This is a genomic window from Nibrella viscosa (assembly GCF_039541875.1).
Classification (GTDB): Bacteria; Bacteroidota; Bacteroidia; order Cytophagales; family Spirosomataceae; genus Nibrella; species Nibrella viscosa.
On sequence record NZ_BAABHB010000004.1, the window covers coordinates 257,446 to 276,106 of the forward strand.

At 54.6% G+C, this 18,661-nt stretch carries 14 protein-coding genes; 5 read left to right on the forward strand and 9 right to left on the reverse strand.

Annotated elements, in window-relative coordinates; genetic code table 11:
* Positions 1–8 precede the first annotated feature (8 nt).
* From ABD931_RS12765 to ABD931_RS12775, 3 genes are all read right to left on the reverse strand, one after another.
* Positions 9–1,091, reverse strand: a complete 1,083-nt coding sequence (locus ABD931_RS12765) for a FecR family protein (protein ID WP_345267647.1) — start codon at positions 1,089–1,091, stop codon at positions 9–11.
* Between the two features lie 13 nt (positions 1,092–1,104).
* Positions 1,105–1,659: an RNA polymerase sigma factor gene (locus tag ABD931_RS12770; protein ID WP_345267649.1), complete on the reverse strand. Its 555-nt coding sequence runs from the start codon at positions 1,657–1,659 to the stop codon at positions 1,105–1,107.
* Between the two features lie 246 nt (positions 1,660–1,905).
* A complete protein-coding gene (locus ABD931_RS12775; protein ID WP_345267651.1) occupies positions 1,906–4,278 on the reverse strand; it encodes an efflux RND transporter permease subunit in 2,373 nt (790 codons plus the stop codon).
* Positions 4,279–4,584: 306 nt separating this feature from the next.
* Between ABD931_RS12775 and ABD931_RS12780 the strand changes: the two genes are divergently transcribed.
* The gene (locus tag ABD931_RS12780; RefSeq protein WP_345267653.1) at positions 4,585–6,873 is read left to right on the forward strand and encodes a glycosyltransferase family 4 protein; all 2,289 of its coding nucleotides are present in this window, start codon (positions 4,585–4,587) and stop codon (positions 6,871–6,873) included.
* A 139-nt stretch (positions 6,874–7,012) separates the two neighbouring features.
* A complete protein-coding gene (locus ABD931_RS12785) occupies positions 7,013–8,503 on the forward strand; it encodes a glycoside hydrolase family 130 protein (RefSeq protein ID WP_345267655.1) in 1,491 nt (496 codons plus the stop codon).
* Positions 8,504–8,513: 10 nt separating this feature from the next.
* On the opposite strand, the gene ABD931_RS12790 is transcribed toward ABD931_RS12785, so the two are convergent.
* The 4 genes from ABD931_RS12790 to ABD931_RS12805 all read right to left on the reverse strand — a co-directional run bounded on the left by ABD931_RS12790 (position 8,514) and on the right by ABD931_RS12805 (position 11,856).
* Positions 8,514–9,284 (reverse strand): SDR family oxidoreductase, encoded by a 771-nt coding sequence (locus tag ABD931_RS12790; RefSeq protein WP_345267657.1) that lies wholly within the window; start codon positions 9,282–9,284, stop codon positions 8,514–8,516.
* A 94-nt stretch (positions 9,285–9,378) separates the two neighbouring features.
* Positions 9,379–9,720, reverse strand: coding sequence for a DUF5060 domain-containing protein (locus ABD931_RS12795; RefSeq protein WP_345267659.1), 342 nt, complete (start codon positions 9,718–9,720; stop codon positions 9,379–9,381).
* Positions 9,721–9,982: 262 nt separating this feature from the next.
* The gene (locus ABD931_RS12800) at positions 9,983–10,375 is read right to left on the reverse strand and encodes a T9SS type A sorting domain-containing protein (RefSeq protein WP_345267661.1); all 393 of its coding nucleotides are present in this window, start codon (positions 10,373–10,375) and stop codon (positions 9,983–9,985) included.
* A 224-nt stretch (positions 10,376–10,599) separates the two neighbouring features.
* On the reverse strand, positions 10,600–11,856 hold the full coding sequence (locus tag ABD931_RS12805; protein ID WP_345267663.1) for a cation:proton antiporter: 1,257 nt from the start codon (positions 11,854–11,856) through the stop codon (positions 10,600–10,602).
* Positions 11,857–12,058: 202 nt separating this feature from the next.
* Here ABD931_RS12805 and ABD931_RS12810 point away from each other — a divergent pair, with 202 nt between their 5' ends.
* Entirely contained in the window at positions 12,059–15,178 is a 3,120-nt protein-coding gene (locus tag ABD931_RS12810) for a PVC-type heme-binding CxxCH protein (protein ID WP_345267665.1), read from the forward strand.
* A 38-nt stretch (positions 15,179–15,216) separates the two neighbouring features.
* Positions 15,217–16,164 carry a hydroxypyruvate isomerase family protein gene (locus tag ABD931_RS12815; protein WP_345268011.1) on the forward strand — a complete coding sequence of 316 codons (948 nt, stop codon included), beginning with the start codon at positions 15,217–15,219 and terminating at the stop codon, positions 16,162–16,164.
* Between the two features lie 76 nt (positions 16,165–16,240).
* Here the strand turns inward: ABD931_RS12815 and ABD931_RS12820 are convergent, their stop codons facing one another.
* A complete protein-coding gene (locus ABD931_RS12820) occupies positions 16,241–16,549 on the reverse strand; it encodes an isoamylase early set domain-containing protein (RefSeq protein WP_345267667.1) in 309 nt (102 codons plus the stop codon).
* Between the two features lie 149 nt (positions 16,550–16,698).
* Positions 16,699–17,382 carry a nicotinamide riboside transporter PnuC gene (gene pnuC, locus ABD931_RS12825; RefSeq protein WP_345267669.1) on the reverse strand — a complete coding sequence of 228 codons (684 nt, stop codon included), beginning with the start codon at positions 17,380–17,382 and terminating at the stop codon, positions 16,699–16,701.
* A gap of 84 nt (positions 17,383–17,466) precedes the next feature.
* Between pnuC and ABD931_RS12830 the strand changes: the two genes are divergently transcribed.
* Complete coding sequence (locus ABD931_RS12830; protein ID WP_345267671.1) at positions 17,467–18,660, forward strand: Gfo/Idh/MocA family protein; 1,194 nt, start codon at positions 17,467–17,469, stop codon at positions 18,658–18,660.
* Position 18,661 lies beyond the last annotated feature (1 nt).

Consider the following 18,661-nt stretch of genomic DNA (forward strand, 5'->3'; position numbering starts at 1 on the left):
TATTGCATTCAGAATGTATCAGGCCGGGGGCATCCTTTGCTGTAGATCACCACCTGCGCGTCGATGACTTTGTAGTGGGCATCCAGCACCTTGCAGATGACGTCCAGCTTTTGGAAAAGATTTTCTGCATCGATATTCATGGTTAGCGTACAATGCTGCATGAGTTCTTCATCAAAGATGATGTCTATGCCGTACGCCTGCTCCAGAGCGCCAAAAACGCGGGTGGCTGAGGCATCTTCGAAGACAAACCGCTGGTTCGGATTGAGCAGGGTGGGATTATCGGTCAGGGTCTTGCTGAGGGTAGCGCCTTCTCGCTGAAAAACAGCTTTCTGATTAGGCGTTAGCACCAGTCCTTTTGATTCGGGGTCGGTGGTCTGAGCGGGTTGGTTTGGGTACACCGAAACCCGGCCGGTCTTTACGTCGACGATGACGGTTGCGGATTTCGACGGCGCTTTGATCCAAAAGCTGGTTCCCAGTACTTTAGTAGCCAATCCGTTGGCATAGACTACAAAAGGCTTTTTGGGATTCTTTTTGACGTTGAAAAACGCATCGCCGGTCAGGTAAACTTCCCGCTGCACGCCCGCCAGTTTTTCGCGGTAACGCAGGTGTCCATCTTGCTGCAGGGCAACCTGGCTGCCGTCGGCCAGTTGAACCTGCATGAGGTGGTTGGCATCGTTAACAATTTCAATCCACTTCTCCTCCTGCGCCGAGCCGCTTCCCGGAAAACCAAACAGACCCAACTGAAACAGGCTAAACCAACCGGCACCCACCACCAGCATGATGGATGCGGCCACTTTCCAGATCTGCCGCCAGAGCAGCTTACGCGGCTCCGGAGCCGGCCGCGATTCAACCAGGGTTTGTTCAATCCGGCTCCAGATGGCCTCCTCCTTATCAATCAGCATAGGAGGCCGCTGAATGGCATGGAGCCCGATGATCAACTGCCGGGCCTCCTCTACCTCATAATACCGCTCCGGATAATCCTTCAGAAACTCCCGCCAGAAGGTGTCGGTCTCATATGTAGGCGAACAGACCCATTCTTTAAAATAGTCGTCGGCCGCCAGGTCTACCGCATTATATTGATAGTAATTCATGAGTGAATGCTGATTAAGAAGTCCGGACAGTTTCGCGTAGCGTTTTCAGGCCGGAATAAATAAACCGGCAGGCGGACTGGTAATTGACGCCCATGATCTGGGCAATCTCTTCGTTGCTAAAATGTTGGTAAAAACGGAGGTTCAGCGCTTCCTGCTGGCGCGGGGTCAGTTGATCGTAGCCTTTTTGCAGTTGCTGATGAATCTGTTCCGTCTCCTCATGCTCAATGAGGCTGGCTTCAATGCTGTAGCTGTCGGTTGGCGTCGCTACCGTATCAATGTCAGAGGCCGTATAGAATAAATCCCGGCTACGAACCCTCGTGATCTTATTCCGCAGCGAGCGGAACAGGTAGAACTTGATGGAATCGGTGTCGCTCAGGTTTGCCCGGCTCTGCCACAGTTCAATGAATAAATCGTGAATGCTGTCTTCAATCAGCGGCACATCGTTGGTTACCTTATACCCGTAGTTGAGCAAGTCACGTACGTATAACCGGTAGATCTGCTGAAATGCCGCTTCATCGCCCAGACGGAAGGCATTCCATAAATGGCTATGGGAAGAGATTGACGGCACAGAATAAATGGGTTTACTTATAGGCTTGGTAGAGCAATGGCAGGAAGTTCCTGATCACGCGGAGCCCTCATTATACTAATGCCGGGATGGGTTTATTTTAATCCTCTATTTTCTAAAAATATTTTTAGTTTTTCCCAGTGCAGGACGGTGAGGGTGTAGAATAGCAAAGCAAGGAGAAATTGCTGCCGCTTCAGGTTGTACTCTACTCTTACTTCTTAATTAGCTATGGCTGCGTAACTTGAGTTCTTAATTCTTTACTCGCAACTCCTTTTTCTGCTGCCGGGTGGTGCGTCGCTTATCCACCGTCATCAGGAAGGCGGGGAGGAGAATCAGGTTAGAGGCCATGCCCATCAGCAGCGTAATGGACACCAGAATACCGAGCGCGACGGTGCCCTGGAAGGTAGAGGCCGCAAAAATGGCAAAGCCGGCAAACAAAATGATGGCCGTGTAGAACATGCTGATGCCCGTGTACCGGATGGTGTGCGAGACAGCCTGGCTGATGCTGATCTTCCTGTTCCGGAGTTCGTCGCGGTACTTGGTGATAAAGTAAATGGTGCCGTCTGACGAGATCCCAAACGCAATGCTGAAAATCAGGATGGTAGAAGGCTTCAGGTGAATGTCGAAATAGCCCATGATGCCCGCCGTAATCAGCAGCGGCACCAGACTCGGAAAGATGGCGATCAGGCTCATCCGGATGTCACGCAGCAAGGCAATCAGGATAATGGAAATCAGCACAATAGCCAGCGCCGTACTCTCTTCCAGGTTGGTGAGCAGATAGTCGTTTCCCCGGGTAAACACCACGCTGTTGCCGGTTATTCGAACATCATACTGTTCATCTGCGGCTACGCGCCGGCCGGTTTCGCGGTCGATGTTGAAGATGGAATCAACTTTGTGCTGTAGCGTGTTCAGCAGCTCTTTGATGCGTACGGTACCCACATCGGCCATCTGGAAACTCACCCGCGTGTACCGGCGGTTGCTGTCGAGGTGGCTTTTGAAGCGGTTCTCCGAGCCTTTGAGCTGTGGGGCGTAGGCAGCCAGCTTACTCATTTCGAGGGCCGGCGGCAGGATGTAGTACTTCGGGTCGCCACCGCGGTAGGCCTGGTAAAAGAACTTAACAGCCTCTACAATCGAGATAGGTCGGGTAAACTCCGGGTACTTCTCAAACTCCCGCTGCATCTGCCGGATTTTTGTCAGTGTCTGCGGACTCAGCACCCGCCCGTCCTGCCCGGCGTCAACGGATACTTCAAAGGGCATAACCCCCCTGAAGTTCTTCTCGAAAAATTTTAGGTCGGTATAGATCGGATCGTTGTGGGGCAGGTCGTCTACCACGTAGCCGATCGCCGTGATGCGCGTCATACCGACAATGGCCACCACCACGGCGAGGGTGATAATGGAATAGATAACTGGCCGGCGGTGGTGAACAACATGGTCGACCCAGCGCAAAAACCGGGTAATGCGTTTGCTGTCCAGGTGGCTGCGCTGCTTCTCTGAGGGCACCGGCAGGTAGCTGAACACCATCGGAATCAGCATCAGCGACATGGCGTAGGTGGTCAGCACCCCCAGGGCAGCTACCATCCCGAACTCCAGCAGCAGCGGGCTGTTGGTGAAATAAAACACGAAGAAGCCGATGGCGGTAGTCAGATTGGCGTAAAAGGTGGTCTCACCAACTTTCTCGATAGCCAGACTCAGCGCCCGCATCTGGTTCCCGTGACGGCTGAGTTCTTCGTGGTATTTATTGAGCAGGAAAATGGCATTGGGTACCCCGATCACAATAATCAGCGGGGGAATCAGACCCGTCAGCAGCGTAATCTTGTACCCGAACAGGACAATATAGCCTACCGACCAGACCACCCCGACACCCACCACCAGAATGGCGATTAGTGCCACCAGAAACGACCGGAAGAAGGCCAGCAGGATAATGGCCGTGACCACAAAGGCCAGCGCCATAAACAGCACCATCTCGTTGCTGACCTTGGCCGTAAATTCCGTTCGGATGTAGGGCATACCCGACAGGTGGACCGGTACGTTATGACGAACGCCAAAGTCCTGCACCGTTCGCTTGATTTGCCGAACAATGTCGATGCGGTTTTTGGTGTTCAGCTTTTGCTGGTCGAAGGTCACCGCCATCAGGTGCGCGGTATTGTGCGCACCGCCCGATACAAAACCCTCGTAAAAAGGAAGCGATTCAATGCTGCTGCGGATGCTGTCGACTCCGGCCTGCGTAGTGGGCTGCCGGGCAATGATGGGAATAAACCGGAACCGGCTCAGGCTGTCGTCACGAATGATTCGGTACAGATTGGCGTTCGACACTACATCCTTGATTCCGTCGATCTGCCTGATCTGCTGGTTCAGTGCGTACCAGTCGTTGAAAAACGCAAGGGTATACATTTTGTCCGTATCCACTCCAATGGCCATCACGTTGCCATCTTCACCATACCGGCTCTTAAAGGCTTCGTAGAGGGTAAAGTCCGGGTCGGACTTGGGCAGGATTTTGGCCAGTTCGTAGGAAAGCTGTACGCGGCTTGCCTGATAGCCCATAAAAAGGGTTGCTACCAGAATAGTCGTTAGCAGAGCTACCCGGTTCTTAAGGATTAATGATGCGATACGGTGCCAGATCATTCAAACGGTTTCCCTTTGATAAAGTCTGCAAGTTACGAAAGGAGGGTGGGTTTACGAAACAATGTTGCAGTAACCTTATAGTTGAAAGCTGTCTTGTTATAGTACAAGACAGGTCAGGCTTACTAATAGTTTGATGGTTTTTTTTATCCGCTAATCAGGTGAAAACAGGTATTAGTAACGCGGTAATTAACAGAAAATTCTTATTCTTTTCTAAACAAAGGCTGCTGTTTGGTGCTTAAAGAAAGTAACGGCCGTGTCTGGAAATAGTTATATACGTTACTATAAAAGAGATTGCCTATCAACGCTATGAATGCTGAAAATATAAACCCATTGGGTATTCACCACCCAAAAAACGTTGCTTTTATTGGCGACTACCTCCCCCGGCAATGCGGCATTGCCACCTTCACGGCCGATCTCTACCAGTCTTACCGCCATTTTATTCCGGAGGCTAACCCCATTGTCGTGTCGGTCAACGATACCCCCGGAGGCTATACGTATCCCGATGAAGTGCGGTACGAATTTTACCAGCACTGCCAGGAGTCTTACGAAAAGGCAGCCGAGTTTCTGAACACCAAGAACGTGGAGGTGGTCTGCCTCCAGCACGAATACGGAATCTTCGGCGGACCGGCTGGTACGTATATCTTGAGGCTGTTGGAAAACCTGACGGCCCCGGTGGTAACTACCTTTCATACCATCCTGAAAAATCCCGATCAGTACCAGTTGGAGGTACTGCGGAACATTGCCGACCTGTCGGCCCGCGTGGTCTGCATGTCGGAGAAGGGCAAAGAGTTTTTGCTGACGATTTACGACATTCCGGAAGAGAAAATAGATCTGATTCCGCATGGTATCCCGGATATGCCCTTTGTTGATCCGCATTTTTACAAAGATCATTTCGGCATGGAAGGCAGGCAGATGCTGCTGACATTCGGGCTGCTGTCGCCCAATAAAGGCATCGAAAACGTGATCCGGGCGCTGCCCCGGATTGTGGAGCAGTTTCCAGACGTAGTGTATATGGTGCTGGGTGCCACGCACCCGAACCTGGTGCGCGATCAGGGTGAAACATACCGCGAGAGCTTACAAAAACTGGCGGACGAATGCGGAGTGGCCGGGCATGTGCAGTTTAACAACCGGTTTGTCGACCTCCCCGACCTGCTCGAATACCTCGGTGCCGCCGATATATACATTACGCCGTACCTGAATCCGGCGCAGATCACTTCCGGCACCTTATCCTACGCCTTTGGCTGCGGCAAGGCCGTAGTGTCTACGCCTTACTGGCATGCCGAAGAACTGCTGAGCGAAGGCCGGGGCGTTTTGGTTCCCTTTGGGAGTTCGGAGGCAATTGCCGACAGTATTCTAAACCTGCTTCGGGATGAGAATCTGCGCCATACCATGCGCAAAAAAGGGTATATGATGGGCCGCGATATGATTTGGGAACGGGTCATCCGGCGGTATGCCGATGCTTTTTCGCAGGCGCACCTGCGGGTTAGCCGGCCCGAGGCCCCTCCGGAAGCCGCAAATCAGGATTGGTTCAGTCTGCCGGCTGTTTGCACCGATCATCTGTTTCGCCTGACCGACGATACCGGTATTGCCCAGCATGCCCGCTTTCACCTGCCCCATTATGAAGAAGGCTACTGCACCGACGACAATGCGCGGGCGCTGGTGCTGACGCTGATGCTCGATACCGGTCATTCTGCCGATCGCAACCTCTCCGGCCTGACGGATACATATGCCGCTTTTCTGAATCATGCCTACTCACCGGCGCACCGTCAGTTTCGTAATTTCATGGGCTACGACCGGCGCTGGCTCGAAGACATTGGCTCCGAAGACAGCACCGGGCGGGCCATCTGGGCGCTGGGTACCTGCATTGGGCGGAGCCGGGATCAGAACCTGATTACCTGGGCTATGGGCCTGCTGGAAAACGTGCTTCCCCATACGGCGGTTATGACCTCGCCCAGGGCCTGGGCTTTTGTGCTGCTGGGCATCAGCGAGTACCGGAAGCGGTTCAGCAACGACCGGCTGGTCAAAACCATTCAGCAGCAACTGCTTGACAACCTGATGCATATCTTTACCGTAACCGCTACGGAAGAATGGCCGTGGTTTGAGGAGATCCTGTCGTACGACAATGCCAAATTGCCGCATGCCCTGCTGCTGTCCGAAAATCAGGCGATGATTGAAGCGGGGCTGACCTCGCTGCGGTGGCTGATGGCGCTGCAAACGGCTGAAACCGGCTACTTCCAGCCTATAGGCTGCCAGGGTTTTTACCGGAAAGGGGAGGACCGGGCTTATTACGATCAGCAGCCAATTGAAGCCTACAGCACCGTCTCAGCCTGCCTGGCTGCCTATGAACTGACCGGCGACGAAGACTGGTACCGGAAAGCAGCCAGCGTTTTCAACTGGTTTGTCGGGCAGAATGCTCTTAGGCAGTCGTTGTTCGATCCGCAGACGGGCGGGTGCCGCGACGGTCTGCACATCGACCGGGTAAACAAAAATCAAGGTGCCGAATCAACGCTCTCTTACCTGCTGGCGCTGACGGAGTTACACCTCGTCCGGAAGCAGTTGGCAGGAACGTCCCAGCTCTCGTCGAATATCCTGTAGAGGTACGTTACATACAGGAGGGGCAAAATAGTTTTTTATAGCAATCCACAACCGGATTCTTTCCCGGCTAGTTACTGTAGGTAATCGAACGTAAATGCCATCACTGAATCCGGCAGGTAAATCCATATCGTTTAGGTAGATGAGTATCAGAGCAACCCGAACCGGCATTGTGCTCCGGCCAGACCCAACCCGTGTTTTATTCCGTCCCTTCGATTTGGGCAATACCATGCGAACCCTGAAGATCATTGCCAGGGTCAACGCCATGACGGAAGGCGAAGTAGCGCAGAAATTAATTGAAGTGGTTCGCGAATTCGGCAGCCGCCACCATAAACTGGAGCGGTATTTACTAAATCGCTTTGACCAGATGCGCCCGCACCTGCTGACCGATGAGGTGCTGAGCCCGGAGCGGATGCTGCTGCTGGGGGCTTACTTCACGATGGAGTATTCCCTGGAGTCGGCGGCCCTGTTTAACCCATCTATGGTCTGGCATCCCGATCAGTCGAATGTGCCGCCCGGTTTCAAACGCTTTATTCTGAGCCTGCGGGCCACGGGTGAGGGGCATATTTCGTCGATCTCTTTCCGGATGGGCTATATCGATCAGGACAGTAAGATTATTCTGCGGAAGCCGTCGCGGTACGTTACCTCGCCGGATATCATGCCCAATCCGATCTTCTACCGGGGGTCGTTCGAGCGAAAGCTGTACGAACTCCGCCTGTCCAACAGCATTACCGAGAAGATGATGTTCGGCTTGGGCGAGGAGTTTACCCAGCAGGAACTGGAGGCTACCGTCAAACGCATTACCTCGCAGTATCGCTATAATGCCGAGTACGAAACTATTGCCGGTGGTATTCTGGCGCTGGCCCGTTCCAATTACGAACTGCATTTCGATAACGACGAGAGCCTGGACGAGCGCTGCATTTTTCCGACCTCGCCCAACGAAACCAATGGTATTGAAGACGCCCGCTTTGTGCAGTTTACGGATGACAATGGCGAGGTGACCTACTACGCCACCTATACCGCCTATAACGGCCGGGTTACGTTCCCGCAGTTGCTGGCCACCACCGATTTTATTCACTTCAGGATTAGTACGCTCAACGGGGCCGAGGTGCAGAACAAGGGCATGGCGCTGTTTCCCCGAAAGATCAACGGCCGGTACGCCATGCTGTCGCGGCAGGATGGTGAGAATATCTACCTGATGTATTCCGACGATCTGTACTTCTGGCAAGCCAAAGAACTGATCGTGAAGCCTACCTATCACTGGGAATACGTGCAGCTGGGCAATTGCGGATCGCCCATCGAAACCGAATCCGGCTGGCTGGTGCTCACCCACGGCGTCGGGGCCATGCGTAAATACTCCATCGGGGCGGTGCTGCTCGACCTGGAGGATCCGTCTAAAGTAATTGGCCGGCTGAAAGAGCCCCTGCTGAGCCCCGATGAAAACGAGCGGGAAGGCTACGTACCTAATGTGGTGTATAGCTGCGGGGGCCTCATTCACCACGACAACCTGATTATTCCCTACGCCATGGCCGACTACGCCAGCAGTTTTGCCGTCGTGAACGTGCCGGACTTGCTGCAGGTACTAACCGGAGCCGGCAAAGCGGAGGAGGTAGCCGTTGGTATATCAGGGTAATCCGGCATGTTTATAGCCCATACGCCATAAAACCACCATCCACCGCCAGCGTCTGACCGGTGATGTAGCCGGCGGCCGGCAGGCAGAAGAACACGGCGGCCGAAGCCACTTCGTCGGGTTCGCCCACGCGCTTCATGGGTGTCCGGCGCAGAATCCCCTCCAGCCGCTCCGGATTGGTAAGCACCGGCTCGGCCAGCGGGGTGCGGATGTACCAGGGCGCTACCGCATTGACCCGGATGTTATCGGCCGCCCATTCGACCGCCAGGTTGCGGGTCAACTGGTTCAGGGCCGCTTTTGACACGCCGTAGGGCGACCCGCTGCCGACATGTGTCAGGCCCGCAACTGAAGAGACAAACACGATGCTGCCGTGGCCGGAGACTTTCAGCAGCGGGTAGGCGGCCTGGCTGAGTTCAAACGCCGAACGCAGGTTGGTGTTAAGAATATGCTCGAACTCGTCGGGGCTGTAGTCGACGGTTGGCCGGCGGATGTTGGTGCCGGCATTGTTGATCAAAATATCCAGGCGGCCCCACTGCTGCTGCACAGCGTCGATCACCTGCCGGGCCATGCCGGGCCGGCTTACATCGGCCACCAGACCCTCTACCGGGCAGCCGTCTGCCTGGTAAGCCGCCACCTGCTGTTGCAGCAGGTCGGCGTTACGGGCAACGATGAAGACCTCGCAGCCCCGGTCCAGCAGGGTTTTTACGATGGCTTCGCCGATGCCTTTGGTGCCGCCGGTGACCAGGGCCCTGCGGCCGGTAAGTTGCCAGTTCAATACATTCATACGGGTGTTATCTGAGTTGTCTTCGGCCGGGGACCGGTTGTTATGTGGCGGCTAAGATAAGCAGTAACTTTACTTTCGCTGCAGCACTCCTGCTTTATCTGAGCCAAGATTCTGCGGCCCTAACCACATACCGCCTGGAAAGTTGGGCAACGGACGGCTTTGCCCGGTCCAAGATGTCAACCACCCGATCGTTGGTGACGTCCCACATGATCGGCTTTCCGCTGTACTGCCCCGGATGGTGAACTGGTAGGTGCCGGGCCGGCATAAACCGTATTCGGTGCAGCAAACCATCCGGTGCGTCGCAAAAACCATCTACCTGCACCGACTCACCGGATTCGTGCCGGAACGTGCCGGTAAGGGGTTGGTCTGTAAATGGATTGCCGGAGCGAAAGGCCGGCAGGCGCAGCGTTGCTTCGGCGTAGTCGTACACCTCCACCTTGTCGTGCTGAAGGGCAAAGGCTGGTTTGGGCAGGCGCTGGGCAACGGCTGGTTGACAAAAGACAGAGTACCAACAGGGTAACCTACCTCATGGTTGTTTCGGGACGGCAGGTTAGTGAACGAGTCAGGGAAAGCTTTACCGTAAACTTAAAAAAATCTGGCCGGACCTGAAATGGGCCGGGTTTTGCCAATGGGTGAAATAAAAAGACAACCCCGGCATCTGCCGGGGTTGTCTTTTTAGGGGGCGATACTGCAGGGGCTTAGTGCAGCGCGATGGTGCGGCTCACGGTAGCCGGTGCAATACTGGAGATCGTGAACTCTTTAGCTGTTGTTTCGGCACCGTTGGATACCTCTACGCGGTAGGTGCCGTTGGGCAGTTCAGCCAAATTCAGCTTGCTCCAGAACTTGCCTTCTTTCTTGGTCAGGTATTCTGTATGCAGCACTGTACCAAGGGCGTTTTTTACGGAAATCTGTACGCGATACCCCATCTCTTTTTCAACGATGACGTTCAGGGTGGTAGCGTTAGCCGCCGGGAAAATGGCAGCCTTGTAAGAAGTGGCGGTTTTCTTCTCGCCCGCCGGGTTAGCCGAAGCTACCTGCGAAACAGCGCTCAGCGTCAGCGCCAGCACCAGTGTTTTGATAAGCGTTTTCATGGTCTTGTGTGGATAGTGTGTTATTGTTTCTGTTGTGTGGTTAATCAGACTTGTTGCTGATTGATGCCTCAAAGATAGCAGACAGATCCGCTACTATGCATTGCCTACTACTCAAGCGGTTGTTTCTGTCATATAAGTGGCAGAAAGCCGGGACGGTTGAGTAAACGGTCGGCAACAGCCCTAAAGCAGGTGTCCGGAGTCGGACAAAAACCGCTGCTTTACAGTTACTTAGTTTCAGGTGTTGTCCGGTAGATCCGTTTAGCAACCCGCTCCAGGCTCAGCCCCTGCACAATGATGGAGAACAGCACGACCGTGTAGGTGGTAAACACGATGAGGTCTTTAGCCGCAAATGATTCCGGTATCGACAGCGCCATGGCGATGGATAAGCCGCCCCGCAGGCCGCCCCAGGTGAGCATCAGCAGGTCGCGCCGTTCGGAGTATATCCACCGGCGCGACAACAGGAGCGGCAGTCGGATAGCCACATACCGGCAAACGAGCACAATAACGATAGCCGCCAGCCCGATCTCCACATAAATCCACTCGAAGCTCAGCGCCAGCAGACGGAAACCGATCAGCACAAACAGCACGGCGTTCAGAATAATGTCGATAATCTCCCAGAACTTCCCGACGTATTCTTCCGTAATATCGCTCATGGCTGCTTCTTTAGCCCGCTCGCCGGTAAACAAACCGGCCACCACAATAGCCAGCGGCCCCGATACATGCAGCCACGAGGCCAGCAGATAGCCGCCCATCACGGCCGCCAGCGTAATCATGATCTCTGTCTGGTAATGGTCAATGGAATGCAACAGCCGGAATATGCCATACCCCAGCGCCAGCCCAAACAGGATTCCGCCGAAGGTCTCTTCCACAAACAGGAGCGCAATCTCCCCGGCCGTAACCGATTCGACACCCCGGCGGGCAATCTCCAGAATGGTCAGAAAAATCACCACGCCCACACCATCGTTGAACAGCGACTCGCCGACAATTTTGATCTCGGTGCTTTTGGGCACGTTCGTTTTGGTGAGTATGCCCAGCACGGCAATGGGATCGGTAGGCGAGATCAGAGCCCCGAACAGCAGACAGTAAATGTACCCAAGTGGATAATCAACCGCCAGCAGCAGCCCGTATAACAGACTAGCGATCAGAAAGGTAGACAACACCACGCCGATCAGGGCAAAGAGGGTAATGCTGCGCCATTCGGCTTTCAGCAGGTCAAAATTGGTGTGTAAGGCACCGGCAAACAGCAGGAAGCTGAGCATAATGTCGAGCACAATGGTGGTGAAATCCAGCCGGGTCACAAACTCCACTGCCACGTCGAAATCGATGGGGTCAAGCTGGTAGGCAAAAATCAGAGCCAGGGAAAATACCAGGGAAACCACCATCAGGCCGATGGTGTCGGGCAGTTTCAGGAAGCGAACGTTGACGTAGGCAAAAGCGGCTGTGAGGATAATCAGTAACGTAATAACGCGGAATATTTCCATAGGATTGGCGAGAATGTCGGCCCAAAAATGCCTGAAAAAGACATACTACACAAACCACCGGGCCGGATCTTACCCGGAGGTAGCTCCCGAAGCCGCCGGATACCGAAAGTAAAAGCCAACCTTTTCTGTCTTATGTGGATAATCGCTGATTAATTGATAAATTTACGAGTAATAATACCATACGCTAACCCCGTTACTGTTTATGCATTTCTTTCCCCTGGCCTCTCAACGTTTTCTGACCCGACGCGCCCTGGCCTTGTCGACGGCCGGTCTGCTGGTGGGCGGAGCGCTTATCGGCGCCTATCAAAACCACAACCTTAACCAGGCATCGTCAGCGTTCCTAACCTCGCTGTATGCGCAGCTCAGCGACGATGACAAACATGATCCGAAGTATGCCGTGGCGGGGCTGAACGTAGCGCCGGGTCTGGAGGCTACCTTGTTTGCCGCCGAACCGATGCTGACTAACCCGACCAATATCGATGTGGACGCCCGCGGGCGTGTCTGGGTGTGCGAAGCCTATAACTACCGGCCCGCTATTACCGGCCATCCTACACACAAAGAGGGCGACCGCATCGTGATTCTGGAAGACCAGAACGGCGACGGCAAGGCCGATGTCAGCAAGGTCTTTTACCAGGGCCCCGAATTGCAGGCTCCGCTAGGCATATGGGTGCAGGGTAATAAGGTAATTGTGTCGGACAGCCCAAACGTGTGGGTGTTTACCGACGAAAACGGCGACGATAAGGCCGACAAAAAAGAAATTCTGTTTACGGGCATCAGCGGAGAGCAGCACGACCACGGCATGCACGCCTTTGTGTTTGGCCCCGACGGCAAGTGGTACTTCAACTTCGGCAACGACGGCAAACAGATCCGGGATAAAGACGGCAAGCCCCTTTTCGACCGGACGACCGGCCGCGAAATCGATTCTAAAAATTACCGGCAGGGTATGGTCTTCCGCTGTAACCCCGACGGCAGCGAGATGGAGGTGCTGGGCCATAACTTCCGGAACAACTACGAAGTGGCTGTGGATTCGTACGGTACCATGTGGCAGTCGGACAACGACGACGACGGTAACAAGGGTGTACGCATCAACTATGTGATGGAACATGGCAACTACGGCTACACCGACGAAATGACCGGGGCCGGCTGGCAGGCCAACCGCACCAACATAGAGCCCGAAATTCCGCGCCGGCACTGGCACCTGAACGATCCGGGTGTGGTGCCGAACCTGGTTCAGACGGGGGCGGGCTCACCCACGGGCATCATCGTGTATGAAGGTACCCTGCTGCCCGAACAGTTCCGCAACCAGGTAATCCACTGCGATGCCGGCCCGAACGTGGTGCGGGCCTATCCGGTGCAGAAAAGCGGAGCCGGATACACGGCCACCATCGTTCCGATTCTGGAAGGCGTCCGCGATCAGTGGTTCCGTCCGTCGGATGTGTGCGTGGCACCCGACGGCTCACTGATGGTGTCTGACTGGTATGATCCGGGCGTGGGTGGTCATCAGGCCGGTGATCTGGACCGGGGGCGTGTTTTCCGCGTAGCTCCGCCCAATACTCCCTATCGCATCCCGAAAGTGGATCTGGCTACCACCGAAGGAGCTATTGATGCCCTGCAAAGTCCCAACATGGCTATTCGCTATGCCGCCTGGAACAAGCTTCACGATATGGGTACCAAAGCCGAAAAAGCCCTGGCAAACTTCTATAAAACGTCACCCAATCCCCGCATGAAAGCGCGGGCGCTCTGGCTGCTGAGCAAACTGAACGGCAAAACCGGTAAGAAGTATATAGAAACCGCGCTGAAAGATGCGAACCCGGATTTGCAGATTACCGCTCTCCGGGCCGCTCGTGAACAGAAACTGGATATTATTCCGTACGTGAAGCAGTTAATCAACGGCGGCACGGCCGATGTCCAGGTACGCCGGGAGTGTGCGCTGGCCCTGCGCCGGAACACCTCGCCGGAAGCGCCGGGCCTGTGGGCGCAACTGGCGGCTCAGCACGACGGCAAAGACCGCTGGTATCTGGAAGCCCTGGGTATCGGTGCCGATGGGCAGTGGGATAGCTACTACACGGCCTGGCTGAAACGGGCGGGGGCTAGTCCGACGGCTACCGATGCCGGCCGGGATATTGTCTGGCGGGCACGGACCAAAGAAGCCGTACCCCTGCTGGCAAGTCTGGCGGGCGATGCCTCCAAAGACCTCAGCAGCCGCCTGCGCTATTTCCGCGCCTTCGATTTCAACCCCGGTGCCGCCGAGAAGTCAAACGCGTTGCTGAGCATTCTTCAGAGCAGCAACGGCTCAACCGACATCACCAAACTGGTCCTGCGCCACCTGGACCCGGCGTTTGTGAAGCAGTCGCCGGCCGCAACGGCCGCAATGGGCAAGCTGCTGAATGAGACCTACGGCACGCCCGAATACATGGAGCTGATTAACCGCTACGAACCCGCTACCGAAAACGAGCGGCTGCGCAAACTGGCTATTGACAAAGCCTCTACCGGTATGGGCCGCGATGCCGCCCGTCAGTTGCTGAAGCAGGGCGGAACGCAGATGGTATGGCAGACAATCAACGGCTCGGATGCTGAAACCGCCGTGGGCATGATCAACGCCCTGCGGATGGTGGGCAATACCGAATCGCTGGACATTCTGAAAACCATCGCGCTCGATGAAAAACGGCCCGCCAATCTGCGCCGGGAAGCAACCCGTGCCCTGGGCGGGAGCAGCAACGGCGAAGATCTGGTAATTGCCCTGCTGAAATCGGGCGACATCAAGGGTGACTACAAAGCCGCTGCGGTGCAGGGGGTATCCAATGCCTGGCGCAGAAGCATACGTACCGAAGCCGCCGGCTACCTGGATAAACCGAAAGGCTCGGCGGGCAAATCTCTGCCGCCAATACCGGAACTGCTCGCCATGAAAGGCGATGTAGCCAAGGGGGTCGGGGTATTCCGCACAAGTTGCGCGGTTTGTCATCAGGTGAATAACGATGGCATGGACTTTGGGCCGAAGCTGTCGGAGATTGGCAGCAAACTGCCGAAAGAAGCGCAGTACCTGGCCATCATCCACCCCGACGCCGGCATCAGCTTCGGCTACGAAGGCTGGGAAGTGAAGTTCAAAGACGGCAGCACGGTGGCCGGTATCATCTCCAGCAAAACCGAAACCGACCTGCAAATGAAGTTCCCCGGCGGGGTAGTGTCTAACTACAAAATGGGTGACGTAGTCTCCATGAAAAAGATGGATAATTCCATGATGCCAACCGGCCTCCAGGAAGCGATGAGCACGCAGGACCTGGTCGATTTGGTCGAATATTTAGCCAGTTTAAAACGTAAATAAAAAGAGAAGCGGGATTTCGCCTTTCTCCCTTGACTATGATACACCGTCGTGACTTTGTAAAAACCACGTTAGGCGCAGCGGGTGCTGCGCTGACCGGCAGCGCGAGTGCTGCCGCTGCCGGCGTTACGGAAACGGCTACGGCTATACCGACCGGTAAGAATACCTTTAAGCTGCTCTACGCTCCGCATTTCGGTATGTTTGAGAACAGCGCGGGCAAAGACCTTACCGATCAGCTCCGGTTTATGGCCGATATGGGTTTTATGGCTATTGAAGACAACGGCATGATGGGCCGCCCCGTAGAGGTGCAGGAGAAGATCGGCAAGGAGCTGAACCGCCTGGGGATGAAAATGGGTGTGTTTGTGGTCGACAAAGGCGGTAACGGAGCGAATACACTGGCGGCCGGCAAGCCGGAGTATGTCGATATTTTCCTCAACGGCTGCCGGCGGGCGGTAGAAACAGCCAAGCGCTGCAATGCCAAATACATGACCGTGGTGCCCGGCGACTTTGAGCGAAACCTGCCCATTGGTATTCAGACCGGCCACGTGATTGATGCCTTACGCCGGGGTGCCGAAATCCTGGAGCCGCACGGCCTGGTGATGGTGCTGGAGCCGCTGAGCGATACGCCCAACCTGTTTCTGCGCACCTCCGACCAGACTTACGAGATCTGCCGGGCCGTAAATAGCCCCGCCTGCAAGATCCTGTTTGATGTGTACCATATGCAGAAGAACGAAGGGCACATCATTCCGCATATCAACTGGTGCTGGAACGAGATCGGCTATTTTCAGATTGGGGACAACCCCGGCCGGAAAGAGCCGACTACGGGTGAAATCAATTACAAAAACGTGTTTAAGCACGTCTACCAGAAAGCCAAAGCCGAGAACAAAGAATTTATCTGGGGCATGGAACACGGGAATGCCAAACCCGGCAAAGAAGGCGAAATGGCCCTGATTCAGGCGTATGTTGAATCAGATGGGTTCACGGTATAGCGCCGGACCGACGAATAAACAAAAAAGTCTCCGCTGGTGCGGAGACTTTTTTGTTTATTAACTTTTTGACAATACGTTACAGCACAACAACTGAATTATCCTCGTCGGATACTCCGCTCTTTACGTACTTATCGGCCTCCTGCTCGTTGGTCCATTTCTCACCATCGATCAGGTAACGGAACTGAAACTCCTGACCGGCCGGTAACTCAAGCGTTGTTTTATAAGAACCATCTTTTTGTTTCTTCAGAACAGCCGCATCCGTACTCCAGTCGTTAAATTCACCAACAACGGCAACCGTTTTGGCACCATTAACAACTTCGGCAGGTAACGTAAAGGTGACTTTGCAAACAGGTTTACTCTTTAAATATTGTTTGGCTAGTGCCATAGTGAGTTGGTATGTTTGGTTAGTGACACAAAAATATACCCGAATCAATACAATGCAATGGTAATCAATGCGTTGGTGGCTAATATATTAAAAATTTCATATTGCGTATGTCCTGCATCATAAATAACCGGTAAATAGCCGGCCTATTTTTATCGAACGGCCCCGGCCTGATCGTTTAGCCGGTAACTTCGGTAAATGGCCGTCCAGTGCCAGGCTCCATACACAGCAATCAGGCAGAAAATAAAGTATTCGATACCAACCAGTTTTACGCCCTTTACAAAATACATATAGGTCGCAATAATGTCGACCAGCAGCCAGACGTACCAGCATTCCACCTTTTTCTGAATCATCATGAAGGTAGCCACAATACTCATAACGGTCGTAAACGAGTCGAGGTATGGAAACGCGCTGGGCCGGCTGAACAGCACCGGAAACCAGGCGTGCAGGTTACTGGCAAAGGTGCCCAGCACGGCCGTAGCGGCAGCGCCACCCAGCAGCAGATAGAACAGGTGCCGGTTCGACAGGCGGGTAATGCGAAGCTCCTGCTGCTGGTCGGCCTCGCCCGGTGCAGGGTGTGTCCAGCGCCACCAGCCCTGTAAGTTGGTGATGAAGAAAAAGACCTGGAGAAACATATCCGGATAAAGCTGAATCTGATAAAACAGGAAGAAAAACAACGTGACGCTGATTATACCCAGCGGCCAGCTCCAGATGTTGGCCCGTGACGATAGCCAGACAGCCACCCCACCCGTAACTACCCCAAAAAATTCCAGATAGCTCATCGGGTAGTCCCAGAGTGTAAAGAATATGGTATTTATGTCAAAAAATCGCTCCATTGTCCTGTTTATTGGCCTGGCTTTCTATCTTTGGCGGCACGAAACTACGCAAATCACTCAAACGCTATACCTGTTCAACAACCTATGCAACGAATTGCTATGCTGGGCTCCGGCTTTATTGGCCGGTTCTATGCCGACTCGCTGCACGGCCAGCGGAGTCGTGACCGGGTCGTCGCTATTTACGCCCGTCGGGAAGAAAGTGCCCGCAAGTTTGCCGACGATTACGGCTGCTCGTTCTTCTCCACCGATATGGAGGAGGTGATTGCCCATCCCGATGTAGATATGGTTTGCATTGCCTTGCCGAATAACCTGCACGAAGCGGCCGTAATGCTGTCTGCCAAACATAAGAAAGCTGTGGTCTGCACCAAACCGCTCGGCCGCAACGCCGACGAAGCCCTCCGCATGATGCAGGCTGTGGAAGAAGCCGGGATCTTTGCCGGCTACCTGGAAGACCTTTGTTATACGCCCAAGTTCCTGAAGGCGATGCAAACGGTAAACAGTGGCGGTTTAGGCCGGATATTATGGGCCAAGTCGCGGGAGACGCACCCCGGCCCGCATAGCGAATGGTTCTGGGATAAAGAGCAGGCCGGTGGCGGTTGTATCCTTGACCTGGGCTGTCACTGCATTGAGATTGCCCGCAACTTCATCGGCAAAGACGTAAGGCCGGTAGAGGTGATGTGCTGGGCGGCTACGCAGGTGAAGCCCATCGACGCCGAAGATCACGCCATTGCCCTGGTGAAGTACGAGAACGGCGCCATCGGTCAGTTTGAGGTAAGCTGGACATTCCGGGGCGGGATGGACCTGCGCGATGAGGTGATGGGCACCGAAGGTACCATCTGGATCAACAACTTCCTGCGCACGGGTTTTGAGATGTTTACCACCGGCAAGGGCGCCAACTACGTGGCCGAAAAGGCGGAGTCGGCTACCGGCTGGCTGTTCCCCGTTGGTGATGAAGTGAACGACCTCGGCTACAACCATATGTTTACCGACATGTTCCAGGCCGCTGAAGCCGGGCGCGAACCCGCCGAGACGTTCTACGACGGCTACGTGGTCAACGCCGTGATCGATGCTGCCTATCGGTCGGCGCAGACTAAGCAGTGGGAGCCGGTACAATTACCTGTCTGGCGCGGTAAAGAAGGCCTGACCCAGGAATCGACCCTGGTCGACTATGACGAAAGTCACTATCTTATCAAAGAAGAAATCACCCACGACGGCCGCCACAAGCTCATCCTGAAAGACAAAGCAACGGGGCGGATTCTGGAGCGGGACCTAGTTTAAA